The sequence below is a fragment of the Streptomyces sp. NPDC020898 genome, assembly GCF_044333925.1.
In the GTDB taxonomy this organism is placed as follows: Bacteria; Actinomycetota; Actinomycetes; order Streptomycetales; family Streptomycetaceae; genus Streptomyces.
In genome coordinates this window covers 172042-189404 of record NZ_JBIRRV010000001.1, presented here as the reverse complement: position 1 = coordinate 189404, position 17363 = coordinate 172042, and the positions used below count along the sequence as shown (strand labels likewise).

Genomic DNA, 17363 nt, shown 5'->3' with positions numbered 1-17363 from the left:
GCCCGTCGTAGGAGGAACGCCCGCCGCGCGGAACGAGTTCCCGGACGCGTCACCCCGTGCTCGGTCCCACCGGCCTCAAGGCCGGCCCCGTCCGCCCGGCGCCCTCCAGCTCCAGCACCCACACCTCGTTCGCGCCCTCCCGCAGCACCGGCCCGGGCACGTACAGCGAGCGCTGCGGGCCCACGGACCAGTAGCGCCCCAGGCAGAACCCGTTGACCCACACGAACCCCCGTGTCCACCCCGGCAGTCCGAGCAGGGCGTCCCCGGCCCCGCGCACCAGGACGGTCCCCCGGTACAGCCCGGGGACATCCTGAGAGGGCAGCCCCGCGAAGGGCAGCTCCCGTACGGCACGCTCCTCGAACGCGTCCAGCCGCAACCCGCGCGCCCGCACCCCGTGCAGAAACTGCCGCTCGTGGAGCACGCCCCCGGTGATGCCCTTGGGCTCGCCGATGCGCGGCCCGTAATTGACCCTCCCCAGGGACTCCACCCACAGCTCCACGCGCGCGTGCCCCGCGACCGGCTCCGCGAGCCGTGCATCCCCCTCGCCGAGCACCCCGGCCCGCACCCCGTCGACGTACACCACCGCCAGATCCCGCAGCCCGCGCACCGACAGCGGATACGGCCGCCGGGGCCCCGGAACGGTCACCGCGTAACGCACGAGACCGCGGTCCACGTCCAGTTCCTCGAAGGTGGGTGGCACGGCATGCTCCGTCTCGGGACCGCCGAGCGTGTCGAGTACGGCGGCGAGGGACGCCCAGTCGGACAGGTGTACGGCGGCGGGGGCGCCCAAGGGGGCAGGGGTGGGCGGCGGTTCGGGCGGCGGGGAGTCCGTGTACGCGGAGAGCACCTCCCTGAAGCGCCAGAACTTCTCCGTGGGGCGCCCGTGTTCGTCGATCGGGGCGTCGTAGTCGTACGACGTCACGTCCGGCTCCAGAGCGCCCTCGTGGACCTCCCCGAGATCCGCGCCGCCGGCCCGGTTCGCACCCGACCAGCCCGCGAAGCTCGTACCGCCGTGCGCCATGTAGACGTTGACCGACGCGCCGCACTCCAGGATCTCGCGGAGTGCCCGCGCGGCGTCCTGAGGATCCCGTACGGCGTGCTCGGCGCCCCAGTGGTCGAACCAGCCACACCAGAACTCCATGCACATCAGCGGACCCGTCGGCCGGTGCCGGCGCAGCGTCTCGAAGGCCACGCGCGCGTGGGACCCGAAATTCACCGTCGCCAGGACTCCCGGAACCGAACCGCCGGTCAGCATGTGGTCCTCGGGGCCGTCCGAGGTGAACAGCGGGACGCGCACGCCCCCGCCGCGCAACAGGCCGGCCAGCCGGCCCAGATACTCCTGGTCGGAGCCGTAACTGCCGTACTCGTTCTCGACCTGCACCATCAGCACGGGGCCGCCGCGGTCGACCTGACGGGACACGATCTCCGGGAGGAGACGCCCGAACCAGCGCTCCACGGCACGCAGAAAACGGGCGTCACGCGTGCGCGTGTGTCCCGTCAGCCAGTGCGGGAGACCGCCGTTCTCCCATTCCGCGCAGATGTACGGGCCCGGGCGCACGATCGCCCACAGTCCCGCCTCCCGCGCCGCGTCCAGGAAACGGCCCAGCCGTCCGACGTCACGGAAGTCACCAGGGCGCGGCTCGTGCAGGTTCCACGGGACGTACGTCTCCACACAGTTGAGGCCCATCGCCCGCAGCATCGCCAGCCGGTGCGCCCACTGCTCCTCGTGCACCCGGAAGTAGTGCAGGGCCCCGGACAGCAGCCGCAGCGGCCGGCCGTCCAGCAGGAAGTCCGTGTCCCCGACAGTGAACTCGCTCATGTGCCCCACCCTCACCTCTGGCGGCCGACAGCGTCCATGGACAAAGATCAACGCCAGTTGGACCGGGCTTCGACCGTCAACCGTCAACCGTCGGCCTTCGACCGGGAGGACCGCGGATGTACCGCACCTGGATGCGCTTCTTCACCCCCGCACCCGCCCACCACCGCCTCGGCCTCGTCTGCCTCGGCGTCGGCCTCCAGCACGGCACCCTGCCCACCGTCGGCCCGCGCACCCTCGACCACCACGTGGCCGTCGTCGTCAGCAGCGGCCGCGGCTGGTTCCAGGGCGCCGACGGACACCGCAGGACCGTCACTGCGCCCACCCTGATCTGGCTCACCCCCGGCGTACCGCACCACTACGGGCCCGACCCCGACACCGGCTGGGACGAGGGTTTCGTCGACTTCACCGGGCCCGCCACCGTCCCGTACACCGAACTCGGCTACATCGAACCCGAGCGGCCCGTCGTACCGCTCACCGACGCGGGCCCCGCCCGGGCCGTGATCGGGCGCACGGCCCGCGCCGCACGCCGCGGAAACCCCGTCCTGGAGGTCGAGACGGCCGCCGCCGTGCACGAACTCCTCGTCGCCCTGCGCCGCACCCGCGCCGACCTCGCCCCCGACGGCGACCAGGTCCTCGCCGCCCTCGCCCGCGACGCCTGCCGGCCCCTGACGGTCGCCGAACACGCGGCCCGGCACGGCATGACCCCCGCCGAACTGCGCACCGCGGTACGACGCGGCGCCGGTTGCAGCCCCAAGGACTACCTCCTCGGCATCCGGCTGGGCCGCGCCAAGGAACTCCTCGCCGCCACCGAACTGCCCGTCGCCGCCGTCGCCCGCCGCGTCGGCTACGACGACCCCGCGTACTTCTCCCGGCTGTTCACCCGCCGCGTAGGCATGGCACCCGTCCGCTTCCGTGCCCAGCAGGGACGCACCGTCCCCGGCGGCTGGAGCGACCGCGTCCCCGACCCCGCCGATCCACCGATGATCGAACACCCGCACGCCCCGTAACGCCGAGATCCCGCCTACCCCACGCGACCCCGACGCCCCACGAGCCCGCCCGAACCGTGCCACGTAGGGTGGACGCCCATGACCACCAGCAACAACCGTGAAGTCGACCCCGAGATCCGCGCGGAACTCGGCCGGCTGCGCGAGAGCATCGACAACATCGACGCCGCCGTCGTCCACATGCTCGCCGAGCGCTTCAAGTGCACCCAGCAGGTCGGCCACCTCAAGGCGGCACACCAGCTGCCGCCCGCGGACCCCAACCGCGAGGCCCAGCAGATCGCCCGCCTGCGCAGACTCGCCGAGAGCGCCAACCTCGACCCCGCGTTCGCCGAGAAGCTCCTCAACTTCATCATCGCCGAAGTGATCAGGCACCACGAGCGCATCGCCGACGACGCCGTGAACGGCGGGAAACCACCGGTGAATTGACCCCCGGGGCGTGACAGCCGGGCGCCCGCGGGGGCATGCTGCGCTGTGCACCTTGTGCACTCGTTGTCAGCTGACGGACACTGCGCGTCAGCACCTCGGGGCACAGACTGGTTGTCCACGCGGGAGGGACGTCGGGCCATGCCGTCGGATGCCAAGATCCTCATCGTCGACGACCACGAGGACACGCTGTACGCGCTGGAGAGCGCCCTGGCCCCGCTCGGCTACCTGCTCGCCCGCGCCACCAGCGGCGACGAGGCGCTCAAGCAGGTACTGCGCGGCCAGGTCGGCCTCCTCCTGCTCGACGTCCGCATGCCCGGCGTCAGCGGCCTCGACGTCGTGCGCTACATGCGCCGCCTGGAACAGACCCAGCACATCCCCGTCGTCCTGCTCACCGGCTTCGGCCCCGACGCCGAACTCACCTCCGCGGCCTTCGGACTCGGCGTCGCCGACCTGGTCATGAAACCCATCGACCCCTGGACACTGCGCACCAAGGTCCGCTACCTGTACGACGCCCACCGCCGCCACCGGGCACTCGAACAGGAAGTGCGGGAACTCCGCGCCCTCGTCAAGGACCACGACGTCCTCACCGAACACACCCCGCGCCCCGCCCTCCCGCACCCCGATGCCCTGGTGCCGAACCGGCGCGAGAGCCACGAGGAGCCTCCCCGGGCCCCCGACCCGAAACTGGAGGAGGGCCGCACATAGGCCCCGACCGGCCGGACCTGGGGCAGGGGCGCACGACCGGACAAAGGCCGTGTACCGATCCGCCCCTGTGCCCTGTCAGTGCGATCAGGCAGCATGTCCTCCATGTCCGTACTGACGCGCGATGAAGCGCAAGCCCGTGCCACCCTCCTGGACGTCCACCGGTACACGGTCGAACTCGACCTCACCACCGGGGACGACACCTTCGACTCCCGTACCGTGATCCGCTTCTCGGTGACGGCGGGCCACACCGGCGCGGACACGTTCATCGAGGTCAGGCCCGCCGAACTGCGCTCAGCCACCCTCGACGGCACCCCCCTGGACACCGCCGCACTCACCGACGGCCGGCTGCCCCTGAAGGACCTCGCCGAGGGCGAGCACGAACTGCGCGTGGACGCCGCGATGCACTACTCCCGCACCGGCGAGGGCATGCACCGCTTCACCGACCCCGTCGACGACGAGACCTACCTCTACACCCAGATGTCCCTGGAGGACGCGGCAGCCGTCTTCGCCAACTTCAACCAGCCCGACCTCAAAGCCGTCTTCGAGTTCACCGTGCGCGCCCCCGAAGGCTGGACCGTCCTCGCCAACGGCATCACCACCGAGATCGCCGACGGCCTCTGGCAGGCCGCCCCCACCCCCCGCATCTCCACCTACCTCGTCGCCGTCGCCGCCGGCCCCTGGCACTCCGTCCGCAGCGAACACCGCGGCCTCCCCTTCGGCCTGCACTGCCGCCGCTCCCTCGCCCCCCACCTCGACACCGACGCCGACGAACTCCTCGACATCACGCGCGCGTGCTACGACCGCTACCACGAGAAGTTCGAGGAGCCCTACCCCTTCGACTCCTACGACCAGGCGTTCGTCCCCGAGTTCAACTTCGGCGCCATGGAGAACCCCGGCCTCGTCACCTTCCGCGACGAGTTCGTCTACCGCTCCGCCGTCACCGACACCGAACGCCAGACCCGCGCCATGGTGATCGCCCACGAAATGGCCCACATGTGGTTCGGCGACCTCGTCACCCTCCAATGGTGGGACGACATCTGGCTCAACGAGTCCTTCGCCGAGTACATGGGCTACCAGACCCTCACCGAAGCCACCCGCTACACGGACACCTGGACCGACTTCGGGGTCTCCCGCAAGGCCTGGGGCTACGACGCCGACCAGCGCCCCTCCACCCACCCCGTCGCCCCCGAAGCCGTCGACGACACCGCCGCCGCCCTCGTCAACTTCGACGGCATCTCCTACGCCAAGGGCGCCTCCGCGCTACGCCAACTCGTCGCCTGGCTCGGCGAGAAGGACTTCCTCACCGGCATCAACACCCACTTCGCCCGCCACCGCTTCGGCAACGCCACCCTCGCCGACTTCATCGACTCCCTCGCCGCCGCCACCGAACGCGACGTCCACGCCTGGGCCGACGCCTGGCTGCGCACCACCGGCGTCGACACCCTCACCCCCCGCGTCACCACCGGCGAAGCCGGCATCTGCACCCTCACCGTCCGCCACGACGGCAGCCGCCCGCACCGCGTCGCCATAGGCCTCTACGACCACGACGGCGTCGGCGACGGCGGGCTCACCCTCCGAGAGCGCGTCGACCTCGACGTCCCGCAGGACGCCCCGCAGCCCATCGGCAAGCGCCCCGCCCTGCTCCTCGTCAACGACGGCGACCTGACCTACGCCAAGGTCCGCTTCGACCCCGACTCCTTCAAGACCGTCCGCACCGCCCTCTCCGGCCTCCCCGACCCGCTCACCCGCGCGGTCGTCTGGAACGCCCTGCGCGACGCGGTCCGCGACGGCGAACTCCCCCCTGCCGACTACCTGGAGACCGTCCGCGCCCACCTCCCGCGCGAAACGGACCTCGCCCTCGTCCAGGGCGTCCTCACCTTCGCGTCGGCCGTCGTCGCCGACCGCTACCTGCCCCCGCAGGAACGCCCCGCCGCCCTCGCCGCCCTCGCCTCCCTGTGCCGCGACCTCATCCGCCGCACCGAGGACGGCGACCACCCCGGCCTGCGCCTCATCGCAGTACGCCACTTCATCGACGTCGCCGCCCACCCCGACACCATCGCCGCCTGGCTCGCCGACGGCACGGTCCCCGGCGGACCCGAACTCGACCCCGAACTCCGCTGGCGCGTCCTGGGCCGGCTCGCGGTACTCGGCGCCGCCGACGAGGCGCAGATCGACGCGGAACTCGCCCGCGATCCCAGCGCCTCCGGCCAGGAAGGCGCCGCCCGCTGCCGCGCCGCCCTGCCCGACGACGAGGCCAAACTCCGAGCCTGGGAACAGATGTTCACCTCGGACGACCTCTCCAACTACCTCTTCGTGGCCACCGCCCAGGGCTTCTGGCAGCCCGAACAGGCCGACCTCACCGAGGAGTACGTCAAGCGCTACTGGACCGACGCGGTCGCCGTCGCCGCCCGCCGGGGCCCCGCCATGGCCGACGCCGCCGGCCGCTGGGCCTTCCCCGCCCACGCCGTCGACGCCGAGACCCTCCGCCTCGGCGAAGAGTGCCTCCGCGACGCCGACCCGATACCCGGCCTGCGCCGCAAACTCATCGACCAGCTCGACGACCTGGGACGCGCACTGCGCGTACGAGAAGGGGCCCAGAAGCAGGCATAGGGCCCGGACACGGGACCACACGCCGTACCGGCCTCCTGACACGAGGAGGCCGGCGCAGCGGGGCGCGTCCGTACGCCGACAAGCGCCGCAACCCCGCCTCGGCACCCGGCTGTTCAACGCCGCCGCCCCTTGCCCGCTCCACCCGCCCCACGCAACCCCCCCCGTACCCCCTTTCGGGTTCCGATCGTTGGTCTTCCTGGGCGTGTCGCCCCCACCCCGTACAAGCTGGAACTCCCCAGCCACGCGCCCCGGGAGGACCCCATGCGCACGCCTCCCCTCGCCTCGGGCCCCGAAGGCCCCGACGCCCTGCGGCCGTTGCTCGACACGGTCCTCACCGCGCTCGCGGACGGCGGACACGCGCGCGGCGGACCACTGCCGGCCGGCGGACCGCAAGCCGTCGCCGAAAGAGTGCGCGACGCCATCGGGGACGTACTCCCGGACAAGGGCGACGACAACGCCCTGTACGACCTCGTGCGCGCCCTCGCCGAAGGCGCCGCCGACCCCGCCCACCCCCACTGCGCCGCCCACCTCCACTGCCCGCCCCTCGCCGTCGCCACCGCCGCCGACCTCGCCGCAGGCGTCCTCAACCCGTCCCTCGACTCCTGGGACCAGGCCCCGGCCGCCTCCGAACTGGAAGCCCTCGTCACCCGCGCCCTCGCCGCCGAAGCCGGGGCCGCCGACGCCCTCGTCACCACCGGCGGCACCGAGTCCAACCAACTCGCCCTGCTCCTCGCCCGCGAAGCACACAGCGCAGGCCCGGTCCGGCTCGTGTGCGGGGCCAACGCCCACCACTCCCTGCCCCGCGCCGCCTGGCTGCTCGGACTCCCCGAACCCGTCGTCCTCCCCACCCCCGCCGGCACCCTCGACCCCGCCACCCTCGACGAGGCCCTGACGGAACTGCCCGGCCCCCGCGGCTCCCTGCTCGTCGCCGCCACCGCCGGAACCACCGACGCCGGACTCATCGACCCGCTGCCCCGGATCGCCGCCCTCTGCACAGCCCACGGCGCCCGCCTGCACATCGACGCCGCCTACGGCGGCGGACTCCTCTTCAGCGAACGCCACCGCACCAAACTCGCCGGCCTCGAACACGCCCACACCGTCACCCTCGACCTGCACAAACTCGGCTGGCAACCCGTCGCCGCCGGACTCCTCACCGTCAAGAACCCCCACGATCTCGACGCGCTCGCCCACCACGCCGACTACCTCAACGCCGACGACGACACCGACGCAGGCCTCCCCGACCTCCTCGGCCGCTCCCTGCGCACCACCCGACGGCCCGACATCCTCAAAATCGCCGTCACCCTCAAAACCCTCGGCCGCGACGGACTCGGCGCCCTCGTCGACCAGGTCTGCGCCCACGCCCGGGAGTTCGCCCGGCTCGTACAGACCCACCCCGGCTTCGAGCTCTACGACCCGCCCACCATCAGCACCGTGCTGTTCCGGCCCGCCGAGGCATCCGACGACGCCGTCGCCGACGTACGCCGAAAGCTCCTCCACGACGGACGCGCCGTCCTCGGCCGCGCCCTCCTCGACGGCCGGCTCTGGCTCAAGGTCACCCTCCTCAACCCCCACACCCGGCCGGGCGACCTGGCCGCACTCCTGAAGCTGGTGGAAGGAAACACCCCCCTATGACACCCCCCACACCCCCCATCGATCCAGCCGCAGCCCCCACCCCCGACGCCGAAGCCCCCCGCGACCTCGTCGGCATCGGCATCGGCCCCTCCAACCTCTCCCTCGCCGCGCTCGCCCACCCGCTCCCCGAACTCGACACCGCCTTCTACGAACAACGTCCCTGCTTCGACTGGCACCCCGGACTGCTCATCGACGGCGCGACCGTCCAGGTCCCCTTCCTCGCCGACCTGGTCACCCTCGCCGACCCGTCCAGCCCCTGGTCCTTCCTCAGCTACCTCAGGACCCGCGACCGGCTCTTCCCGTTCTACTTCGCCGAGCGCTTCCACATCCAGCGCGCCGAATACGACGCCTACTGCCGCTGGGTCAGCGAGAACCTCCCCGGGCTCCACTTCGGCCACCAGGTCGACGCCGTCCGCTGGAACCCCGAACGCGACCTGTTCGAAGTCGACTTCACCCAACTCGACACCGACGGAGAAGCCGAAGCCCTGGGACGCACCTACACCAGGAACATCGTCCTCGGCATCGGCAGCGAGCCCTACATCCCCGAACCCCTCAGACCGCTCGTCGACGCCCCCACCGTCCCCGTCCTGCACGCCGCCGACTACCTCGCCCACCGCGACCGCCTCCTCGCCGCCGAACACGTCACCGTCATCGGCTCAGGACAGACCGGCGCCGAAGTCTTCCTCGACCTCCTGCGCCACCGCCCCGCCGGACGCGAGAAAATCCACTGGCTGGGACGCGCCGAAGCCTTCGCACCCATGGAGTACTCCAAACTCGGGCTCGAACACTTCACCCCCGACCACACCCGCTACTTCCACGCCCTCACCGAACCCGTACGCGACCGGCTCGTCGCCTCCCAATGGCAACTCCACAAAGGGATCGGCGCCGACACCATCGCCGCCATCCACGACGAGCTCTACCGCCGCACCCTGCACGGCGGCTGGCCCGAAGCCGTCCTCACCCCCGGCGTCCACGTCCGCACCGCCGGCCGCGTCGCCACCACCAAAGTCGAACTCCACCTCGAACACACCCAGCAGGGCACCCGCTCCCGCCTCACCACCGACGCCGTCGTCCTCGCCACCGGCTACCGCGACCGCCCCCTCGACCGCGTCCTCGCGGGCCTCGACCCCTACCTCCGCCGCGACAGCGCCCACCGACCCCGCATCGACGAACAGTTCAGACTCGTCCTCGACCCCTCCGTCACCGGCACCGGCTGCCACATCTACGTACAGAACGCCGAACTCCACACCCACGGCGTCGGCGCCCCCGACCTCGGACTCGCCGCCTGGCGCAGCGCCACCATCCTCAACACCCTCACCGGCAAGACCCCCTACCCCCTGCCCACCAGAACCGCCTTCACCACCTTCGGCCTGGAACCAACACAGCCCCAGGTCCCGACCCCCCGGCAGAGCCCGGAACGAGAACAGGGCCAGCACTATGTGCTGACCCCTCTCGTGGACGGAACCTGAGGCAACCCACGGCCCAACGGCCGCAGCCCAGCGGCTCAGCGGCTCAGAACACCGGCGTACCGTCGCGCGTCAGCTTCCAGTCCACCGACGCGAACTCCTTCGGATCCAGCACACCCTTCGCCGTCGCCCACTCGGAGATCCGCGTACGGATCTCCGTCGACTCCGACCACAACTCCTGCGCCGCCGCCACATGCGGGAACGCCCCACCGCCATTGGCACGGTAGTTGTTCACCGCGAACACGAACTGCTGGGCATCGTCCAACGCGGCACCGTTGTAGGCGAGGTTCTTGATCCGCGACCCCGCCGCCTGCGCGATGTCGATGTCGTACGTCAGCCCCGACACATAGTCGTAGTTGTAGTCCGGCCGGTTGCCCGCGTTCGTCAGCTTCGCCACGTCGACCACCGCGTCCGCCGCCGTCTGCACGAAATACTGCGCCGAGTACTCCAGGTACGCCCGCACCTGCGCACCCGTCATCAACTTCGCGACCAGCGTGTTGTCGTACACATACAGACTCGACAGATCCCGGATCGTCACCTCGCCGGCCGGGATCGCCGAGGTCCGCGAGAACGGCGACGCCTGCGCGATCACCGGCAGCGACGCATACGACGTCCCCACCAGGGCCGCCTTCACCACGTCCTCCTGGACCTTCGTGATCAGGTCGATGATCGGAGCGTCCTTGTAACGCGCCTCCACCGTCGTCAGCGTGTCCGTCGCCGTACCGACCACCTGATTGACATACGCCACGACCACGTCGTGCTCGTCCTTCAGCAGCTTGGTGATCCTCGGATCATCGGCGACCGTCTTCGAGTCACGAACCGTCGCCGCGACCGACTCGACGGCCCACTTCCCCTTCTCGAAGACCAGCCCGATGTCGAACAACGACAACCGCTCCGCATACGCAAGCGGCTCCGACAGAACCACCGTCTTCCCCGTCGCCGTGTTCGTGACCTTCAGCTCGGCGATCTCCGTGTGCGCATGCCCGACAAGAATCGCGTCGATCCCCGGTACCTGCTGCGCCACGAGCGCCGCCGAGTTCTCGATGTACGGCAGCTGATCACCGTACGAAGAAGTCCCCGAAGACCCCGAATGCGCCGACACCACCACCACATCCGCGCCCATCGAACGCAGCTTCGGCACCCACTTCGCCGCCTGCTCCTCCAGCCCCGGGAACGTCAACTTCCCCTGGACATACGCCTTGTCCCAGATCGCGATACCAGGATTCGTCAGCCCCAGCACAGCCACCTTCACCGGCGGAGCACCCTGCACCCGGAACGTCTTCATGAAGTACGGAGGAAACGCCGGCTTCAGCGTCTTCGCGTCCAGCGCGTTCGCACCCAGCAGCGGAAAACGGCACTGCGACTCGAACTTGCGCAGCGTCTCGATGCCGTAGTTGAACTCGTGGTTGCCCAACGCCACCGCGTCGTACCCGATCGCGTTCATCGCCTGCGCCATCGGATGCACCGGACCACCCTTCGCGGTGATCGGGTCGACCTTCGCGTAGTAGTACGTCAACGGCGTGCCCTGAATCGTGTCGCCCGCGTCGATCAGCAGCGTGTTGCAACGCCCCTTCTCCTTGCGGACCTGATCCACCAGCGTGGAGATACGGGCCAGCCCCTGCGCGTTGCCCTGGGCGTCGGCGTACTCCGCGTTCTTGAAGTAGTCCCAGTTGAAGATGTGACCGTGCAGGTCGGTCGTGCCCATCACGGTCAGCGAGTACCGCTTCACCGGCTTCGCGGGCTTCTTCGCCTCCGCGGCCTGCGCCGCCGGAGCCACGACAGCACTGGTCAGAGCGACCCCTGCCCCGGTCACAGCGGACTTCTTCAAGAACTTCCGACGGTTCAACGGCATGTTTCGGGCTCCTAGGGCAATGGTCAACGACGCGCGTAGATTCTGACCCGAGCATGACCGGCGGCAACAGCCCCCAAAGGTTTCGATCTGGTGACCGGCAGCCTCCACAACCAGCACCGCGACCAGACCAGGACTGACAGAGTGGGACGTATGACCTCCACCCCGGAGCACCCCTCAGCCGTCCCCTACGGCACCCCCGACGCCCCCCGCATCGCCGTCCGCGGCGAAGCCCACCTCGAAGTCGACCCCGAGATCGCCCGCATCGGCATCACCGTCAGCGCCAGGGGCACAGACCGCCGCTCCGCCCTCGACGACCTCACCCGCCGCAACACCACCGTCCTCGACCTGGTCAAAACCTACGGCGACGCAGTGGAACGCCTGGAAACAGGCGCCTTCTCCATCGCCCCGGAACTCACCAGACACGGCCGCGGAGAACGCGTCCGCGCCTACCACGGCCGCGTCCACCTCACCGCCGAACTCACCGACTTCACAGCGCTCGGCGAACTGACGAGCCGCCTCGCCGACCTCGACCTCACCCGCGTCGACGGCCCCTGGTGGGCCCTGCGCCCCGACTCCCCGGCCCACCGCGACGCCCGCCGACAAGCGGTACGCGAAGCGGTACAACGAGCCCGCGAATACGCGGAAGCCCTGGGAACCTCACTGGCGGCCCTGGTGGAACTGGCCGACGTAGGAGCGGAGGACGCACAACCCATGGGGTACGAGGTCCAGTCCCGCTCCCTGAGCCGCGCGGCCTTCGCCGGCGCCGAGGTCGCGGACGAGGCGGCACCGCTCGACCTGGAACCACAGCGGCAACAGGTGTACGCCCAGGTGAACGCCCGCTTCACGATGGTGCCACCGGCACTGTGAACAGACCGCCGAAATGCTCATCGGAGCGACCTTGCGCACAATTCAACAGTTGTCAATAACCCTTCACCCAAAGGTTGTTGAGTAGTCATGCACGGCGAATTCGCTACCCACCGGTAAGGCCTACGCTCGAAACATGCGCCGAGCAAAAATCGTCTGTACCCTGGGCCCCGCCACCGACTCGTACGACCAGATCAAGGCACTGGTCGACGCCGGAATGGACGTAGCCCGATTCAACCTCAGCCACGGCACCCACGCCGAACACGAGGTGCGATACCAGCACGTCCGCAAGGCCGCCGACGAGACCGGCCGCAGCATCGGCCTCCTCGCCGACCTTCAAGGCCCGAAGATCCGACTCGGCCGCTTCACCGAAGGCCCCGTACTCCTTGAACGCGGCGACACCTTCACCATCACCGTGGAAGAAGGCGTCGAGGGCGACCGCCTCACCTGCGGAACGACCTACGCGGGCCTCGCCTCCGACGTCACCCCCGGCGAACGCATCCTCGTCGACGACGGCAAGGTCTGCCTCGAAGTCACGTCCGTCGACGGCCCCCGCGTCCACACCACGGTCGTAGAAGGCGGAGTGATCTCCGACCACAAGGGCCTCAACCTCCCGGGTGTAGCGGTCTCCGTCCCCGCCCTCTCCGACAAGGACGAGGCAGACCTGCGCTGGGCACTGCTCACCGGCTTCGACGTCGTCGCCCTCTCCTTCGTACGCAGCGGACGCGACATCGACGACGTCCACCGCATCATGGACGAGGAACACCGCCGCCTCCCGGTCATCGCCAAGGTCGAGAAGCCCCAGGCGGTCGACGCGATCGACGGCATCGTCGCGGCCTTCGACGGCATCATGGTCGCCCGCGGCGACCTCGGCGTCGAAATGCCCCTGGAACAGGTCCCCATCGTCCAGAAGCGCGCGATCAAACTGGCGAAGCGCAACGCCAAGCCGGTCATCGTCGCGACGCAGATGCTCGACTCGATGATCGAGAACTCGCGCCCCACGAGGGCGGAGGCCTCGGATGTCGCGAACGCGGTCATCGACGGCACGGATGCGGTGATGCTGTCCGGTGAGACGAGCGTGGGCAAGTACGCCATCGAGGCGGTGCGGACGATGGCGAAGATCGTGGAAGCGGCCGAGGAGGACATCCTGGCCAAGGGCCTGCCTCCCCTGACGGAACGCAACAAACCCCGCACCCAGGGCGGCGCAGTGGCCCGTGCGGCTGCGGAAATGGGCGACTTCCTCGGCGCCAAGTTCCTGGTGGCGTTCACCCAGTCCGGCGACACGGTGAAGCGCCTGTCCCGGTACCGGTCCCCGATCCCCCTCCTGGCCTTCACCCCGGACCCGGCGACGCGCTCTCAGCTGTCGCTGACGTGGGGTGTGGAGACGTTCCTCGGCCCGCATGTCGGCTCGACGGACGCGATGGTCCACCAGGTGGACGAGCTCCTGCTGAAGTACGGACGCTGCCAGAAGGGCGACGTGGTGGTCATCACGGCCGGCTCCCCGCCCGGCGTTTCCGGCTCGACCAACCTGGTACGGGTCCACCACATCGGCGAGGACGACGGTCCCAAGTAGACGTCCGCTGAAGGGCCCTTCGCGATTCAGTGCTTGGGGCCCACGTGAACGTCCATCAGGGCTACTGAGGCTTTGCGGGCGACGGAGATGTTGCGGAAGTTTGCCTGCTTCCAGTCGACACCAACCTTGTCGAGAGTGTCGGTGTAGAGCTGTCTGATGTCCTCGGAGAGGTTCGAGAAGAAGTACCGCGGGTATTCGTAACGCTTCTTCTCGCCCGCGATGACGCGCGTGGTCCAGTTGGTCATACGGCAACCGTCGGAGTGGATGAGTCCCCGGATGAACTGCCACGGGTGTGAATCGACGATTGCCTGTTGCCATGGTTCGAGAGCGATGAGGCGTTCGTGCTTTTTGCCGGGGCCGTGCTGTGGGAACAGACAGCGAAGGTGGTTGGAGCAGAGCTTCACGTCGTGACAGCCGATCTTGCGGGCGCGGCAGACCGAGTTGTCTGGGAAGACCGCGCGCATGGCCAGTTCGCACTCGTCCATAAGACCGGGCCAGGAGTCGTCGCAGGTGATGGCGAGGCTGGGACTCCGGTGACCAGACCACTGGACGATGTATCCGTCGCCAAGATAGAGGCCAAGCAAGTAGGCGTACGCAACCTCGTCGAGGGGCCGATCGTCGCAGCGGGGGCACCTCGGCACTCGTCGCCCGGGGCACTCCCCGCGCTTTGCGCGATCCACGTGGAGCCACTTGCCGACAGTGCCCGCGGGGACATTGAGTCGCCGTGCGACATCCGCGTTTCGCATGCCACCGCGCAGAAGGGTGATCGCCTTATCCCGCACGTCAGTACCGTGAAAGTTCATGCGAACACTCTGTGTCACTGATCGTGACGGCGCGCAGCAAAAAGCGGATGTTCACGAGAACGTGGACATCCGCTTTTCTGGTGAAAGTACCCGGTGTGGGATTCGAACCCACACGCCCCGAAGGGCACGGCGTTTTGAGCGCCGCGTGTCTAGCCATTCCACCAACCGGGCAGGCCAGGTGACCGATGAGAAGTGTACCGGGTCACCGTAGCTCCCCGCCGCTAGGTAGTCTGCATAAGCAGCACTACCTGCCCGGCCCGTAACAAGGAGCCCCCGTGACCGCCCCCGAGTCGCCCCAGCCCGCAGACGCGCCCGACGACGACAAGTCGCACGTGCCTCCGCTGACGACCCGTGTCGTCATTGCCGAGGACGAGGCGCTCATTCGGCTCGATCTCAAGGAGATGCTCGAAGAAGAGGGCTACACCGTCGTCGGTGAGGCCGGCGATGGTGAGGAGGCCGTGGAGCTTGCCCGTAAGCACCGGCCCGATCTCGTCATCCTCGATGTGAAGATGCCGAAGCTCGACGGCATCTCGGCGGCCGAGAAGATCGCCGAGGAGTCCATCGCGCCGGTGCTCATGCTGACCGCCTTCTCGCAGCGCGACCTCGTCGAGCGGGCCCGCGATGCCGGCGCCATGGCGTACCTCGTGAAGCCGTTCAGCAAGAGCGATGTTGTACCCGCGATCGAGATGGCCGTCTCGCGGTTCAGCGAGCTGCGGCAGCTGGAGAACGAGATCGCGGACCTCACCCAGCGCCTGGAGACCCGCAAGCTGGTCGACCGGGCCAAGTCCGTTCTCCAGACGGAGTACGGCCTGACCGAGCCCGCCGCCTTCCGGTGGATCCAGAAGACGTCGATGGACCGCCGGATGTCCATGCAGCAGGTCGCCGAGGCCGTCATCCTGGATGCCGAGGAGAAGAAGGCCGCGAAGGACTAGCCCTCACCCGGTACAGCGGAAGAGGCCCGCGCCCCTGTCAGGGGCGCGGGCCTCTTCGTACGTCTGGGGAGGGTTCAGTCCTCGCCGAGGTACGCCTTCCGCACGGACTCGTCGTGCAGCAGGTCCTGCCCGGTGCCGGAGAGCACGATGTTACCGATCTCCATGACGTGTCCCTGGTCGGCGAGGGAGAGCGCCGCCTGGGCGTTCTGCTCGACGAGGAGGATGGTCGTACCGGATGCCTTGAGTTCGGCGATGGTGGCCATGATCTTCTGCATCATGATCGGCGAGAGGCCCATGGAGGGTTCGTCGAGCATCAGCAGTTTGGGCTGTGACATGAGCGCGCGGCCCATGGCCAGCATCTGCTGTTCGCCGCCCGACAGCGTTCCCGCGGCCTGCTTACGGCGCTCGCCCAGGATGGGGAAGAGGTCGTAGGCGCGCTGGATGTCCTTCTCGATGCCCGCCTTGTCGTTGCGGAGGAAGGCGCCGAGCCGCAGGTTGTCCTCGATGCTCATGCGGGGGAAGATGTGCCGCCCCTCGGGGGAGTGGGCGAGCCCCAGGGAGACGATCTGGTGGGCGGGGGTCTTCTTCAGCGACTTGCCGTCGAACTTGATCTGGCCTCCGGCGGGCTTGAGGAGGCCCGACAGGGTGCGCAGTGTGGTGGTCTTGCCGGCGCCGTTGGTGCCGATGAGGGTGACCACCTGGCCGGCTTCGACGCTGAAGGAGATGCCCTTGACGGCTTCGATCTTGCCGTAGGCGACCCGGAGGTCCTCGACTTCCAGGAGTGCGGTCATCGGTCGGTCTCCTTGCCGGGCGCGGCGTCCTTGGTGGTGTCGACGTGCGCCTCGGCTGCCTCGACCTCGGCGATCTCCTCGTCGCCGGGGGCGCCTTCGAAGGGTTCTCCGAGGTAGGCGGCGATGACTCGCTCGTCACCCTGCACGGTCGCGCTGTCGCCTTCGACGAGCTTTTCGCCCTGTACCAGGACGGCGACGCGGTCGCAGAGATTGAAGATGAACCGCATGTCGTGCTCGATGACGAGTACGGCGATGCCCTGGTCGCGGATGGCGAAGACGAGTTCCTCGGTGGCCCGGGTTTCCTGCGGGTTCATGCCGGCGGTGGGCTCGTCGAGGAGGAGCAGGCCGGGCTCGCTGGCCAGGGCTCGCGCGATCTCGAGCTTGCGCTGCTCGCCGTACGGAAGGTTCCTGGCGAGGTGGTCGCGCTTGTGGGCCAGGCCGATGAACTCCAGGAGTTCCATGGCGCGTTCTTCGGAGGCCTTCTCGGCCTTCTTGAAGCCGGGGCCGCGCAGGAGTGCGGACCAGAGGCCTTCTTTGGTGCGGGTGTGGCGGCCGACGAGCACGTTTTCGAGGACCGTCATGTTGGCGAAGAGACGGATGTTCTGGAATGTGCGTGCGACGCCGGCCGCGGTGACCTTGAAGGACTTGGGCGGCAGGATGGCGCCCTTGTAGCGGACCTCTCCCTCGGTGGGGATGTAGAGGCCGGTGAGGCAGTTGAAGAAGGTCGTCTTACCGGCGCCGTTGGGGCCGATGAGTCCGACGATCTCGCCGCTGTTGACGGTGAGGTCGACGTTGCGTACGGCGGTGAGGCCGCCGAAGCGCATCGTGACGCCGCGGGCGTCGAGGACGGTCGTCCCGAGGGCGGTGTTGGTGTCGGTGGTCATGT

At 69.3% G+C, this 17363-nt stretch carries 14 protein-coding genes and 1 tRNA gene; 9 read left to right on the top strand and 6 right to left on the bottom strand.

Annotated elements, in window-relative coordinates; translation table 11 throughout:
* Window positions 1-49: 49 nt before the first annotated feature.
* Window positions 50-1819 carry a beta-galactosidase family protein gene (locus ACH4TV_RS00850; protein WP_398392829.1) on the bottom strand — a complete coding sequence of 590 codons (1770 nt, stop codon included), beginning with the start codon at window positions 1817-1819 and terminating at the stop codon, window positions 50-52.
* Window positions 1820-1935: 116 nt separating this feature from the next.
* Between ACH4TV_RS00850 and ACH4TV_RS00845 the strand changes: the two genes are divergently transcribed.
* The 6 genes from ACH4TV_RS00845 (at window position 1936) to ACH4TV_RS00820 (ending at window position 9665) form a co-directional block, all read left to right on the top strand.
* Window positions 1936-2826, top strand: a complete 891-nt coding sequence (locus tag ACH4TV_RS00845) for a helix-turn-helix domain-containing protein (protein WP_398392827.1) — start codon at window positions 1936-1938, stop codon at window positions 2824-2826.
* A gap of 78 nt (window positions 2827-2904) precedes the next feature.
* Window positions 2905-3249 (top strand): chorismate mutase, encoded by a 345-nt coding sequence (locus ACH4TV_RS00840; RefSeq protein WP_398392825.1) that lies wholly within the window; start codon window positions 2905-2907, stop codon window positions 3247-3249.
* A 138-nt stretch (window positions 3250-3387) separates the two neighbouring features.
* A complete protein-coding gene (locus ACH4TV_RS00835) occupies window positions 3388-3954 on the top strand; it encodes a two-component system response regulator (RefSeq protein WP_398392823.1) in 567 nt (188 codons plus the stop codon).
* A gap of 102 nt (window positions 3955-4056) precedes the next feature.
* Window positions 4057-6564, top strand: a complete 2508-nt coding sequence (gene pepN / locus ACH4TV_RS00830) for an aminopeptidase N (RefSeq protein WP_398392821.1) — start codon at window positions 4057-4059, stop codon at window positions 6562-6564.
* Window positions 6565-6825: 261 nt separating this feature from the next.
* Window positions 6826-8196, top strand: a complete 1371-nt coding sequence (locus ACH4TV_RS00825; protein WP_398392819.1) for a pyridoxal phosphate-dependent decarboxylase family protein — start codon at window positions 6826-6828, stop codon at window positions 8194-8196.
* Window positions 8193-9665, top strand: coding sequence for a lysine N(6)-hydroxylase/L-ornithine N(5)-oxygenase family protein (locus ACH4TV_RS00820; RefSeq protein WP_398392817.1), 1473 nt, complete (start codon window positions 8193-8195; stop codon window positions 9663-9665). Before ACH4TV_RS00825 ends, ACH4TV_RS00820 begins: the two co-directional genes overlap by 4 nt.
* 43 nt (window positions 9666-9708) lie before the next feature.
* Here ACH4TV_RS00820 and ACH4TV_RS00815 read toward each other — a convergent pair whose 3' ends face one another.
* Window positions 9709-11514, bottom strand: coding sequence for a bifunctional metallophosphatase/5'-nucleotidase (locus tag ACH4TV_RS00815; RefSeq protein WP_398392815.1), 1806 nt, complete (start codon window positions 11512-11514; stop codon window positions 9709-9711).
* Window positions 11515-11664: 150 nt separating this feature from the next.
* Between ACH4TV_RS00815 and ACH4TV_RS00810 the strand changes: the two genes are divergently transcribed.
* On the top strand, window positions 11665-12381 hold the full coding sequence (locus ACH4TV_RS00810) for an SIMPL domain-containing protein (protein ID WP_398392813.1): 717 nt from the start codon (window positions 11665-11667) through the stop codon (window positions 12379-12381).
* A gap of 133 nt (window positions 12382-12514) precedes the next feature.
* Window positions 12515-13951, top strand: coding sequence for a pyruvate kinase (pyk, locus tag ACH4TV_RS00805; protein ID WP_398392811.1), 1437 nt, complete (start codon window positions 12515-12517; stop codon window positions 13949-13951).
* A 26-nt stretch (window positions 13952-13977) separates the two neighbouring features.
* Here pyk and ACH4TV_RS00800 read toward each other — a convergent pair whose 3' ends face one another.
* A complete protein-coding gene (locus tag ACH4TV_RS00800) occupies window positions 13978-14754 on the bottom strand; it encodes a helix-turn-helix domain-containing protein (RefSeq protein WP_398392809.1) in 777 nt (258 codons plus the stop codon).
* Between the two features lie 87 nt (window positions 14755-14841).
* A tRNA-Leu gene (locus ACH4TV_RS00795) sits at window positions 14842-14925 on the bottom strand.
* 104 nt (window positions 14926-15029) lie between these two features.
* Between ACH4TV_RS00795 and ACH4TV_RS00790 the strand changes: the two genes are divergently transcribed.
* Window positions 15030-15686 (top strand): ANTAR domain-containing response regulator, encoded by a 657-nt coding sequence (locus ACH4TV_RS00790; protein ID WP_398392807.1) that lies wholly within the window; start codon window positions 15030-15032, stop codon window positions 15684-15686.
* Between the two features lie 74 nt (window positions 15687-15760).
* Here ACH4TV_RS00790 and ACH4TV_RS00785 read toward each other — a convergent pair whose 3' ends face one another.
* Both ACH4TV_RS00785 and ACH4TV_RS00780 read right to left on the bottom strand, forming a co-directional pair.
* A complete protein-coding gene (locus tag ACH4TV_RS00785) occupies window positions 15761-16477 on the bottom strand; it encodes an ABC transporter ATP-binding protein (RefSeq protein ID WP_398392805.1) in 717 nt (238 codons plus the stop codon).
* Entirely contained in the window at window positions 16474-17361 is an 888-nt protein-coding gene (locus ACH4TV_RS00780; RefSeq protein ID WP_398392804.1) for an ABC transporter ATP-binding protein, read from the bottom strand. Before ACH4TV_RS00780 ends, ACH4TV_RS00785 begins: the two co-directional genes overlap by 4 nt.
* Between the last annotated feature and the right edge of the window lie 2 nt (window positions 17362-17363).

Excerpts from the sequence above, each read along its gene's own strand:
- ACH4TV_RS00785 (WP_398392805.1), bottom strand. The coding sequence starts at position 16,477 with ATGACCGCACTCCTGGAAGTCGAGGACCTCCGGGTCGCCTACGGCAAG.
- ACH4TV_RS00810 (WP_398392813.1), top strand. The coding sequence starts at position 11,665 with ATGACCTCCACCCCGGAGCACCCCTCAGCCGTCCCCTACGGCACCCCC.
- ACH4TV_RS00850 (WP_398392829.1), bottom strand. The coding sequence starts at position 1,819 with ATGAGCGAGTTCACTGTCGGGGACACGGACTTCCTGCTGGACGGCCGG.
- ACH4TV_RS00815 (WP_398392815.1), bottom strand. The coding sequence starts at position 11,514 with ATGCCGTTGAACCGTCGGAAGTTCTTGAAGAAGTCCGCTGTGACCGGG.
- ACH4TV_RS00835 (WP_398392823.1), top strand. The coding sequence starts at position 3,388 with ATGCCGTCGGATGCCAAGATCCTCATCGTCGACGACCACGAGGACACG.
- ACH4TV_RS00820 (WP_398392817.1), top strand. The coding sequence starts at position 8,193 with ATGACACCCCCCACACCCCCCATCGATCCAGCCGCAGCCCCCACCCCC.
- ACH4TV_RS00780 (WP_398392804.1), bottom strand. The coding sequence starts at position 17,361 with ATGACCACCGACACCAACACCGCCCTCGGGACGACCGTCCTCGACGCC.
- ACH4TV_RS00845 (WP_398392827.1), top strand. The coding sequence starts at position 1,936 with ATGTACCGCACCTGGATGCGCTTCTTCACCCCCGCACCCGCCCACCAC.
- ACH4TV_RS00840 (WP_398392825.1), top strand. The coding sequence starts at position 2,905 with ATGACCACCAGCAACAACCGTGAAGTCGACCCCGAGATCCGCGCGGAA.
- pepN (WP_398392821.1), top strand. The coding sequence starts at position 4,057 with ATGTCCGTACTGACGCGCGATGAAGCGCAAGCCCGTGCCACCCTCCTG.
- ACH4TV_RS00825 (WP_398392819.1), top strand. The coding sequence starts at position 6,826 with ATGCGCACGCCTCCCCTCGCCTCGGGCCCCGAAGGCCCCGACGCCCTG.
- ACH4TV_RS00800 (WP_398392809.1), bottom strand. The coding sequence starts at position 14,754 with ATGAACTTTCACGGTACTGACGTGCGGGATAAGGCGATCACCCTTCTG.
- pyk (WP_398392811.1), top strand. The coding sequence starts at position 12,515 with ATGCGCCGAGCAAAAATCGTCTGTACCCTGGGCCCCGCCACCGACTCG.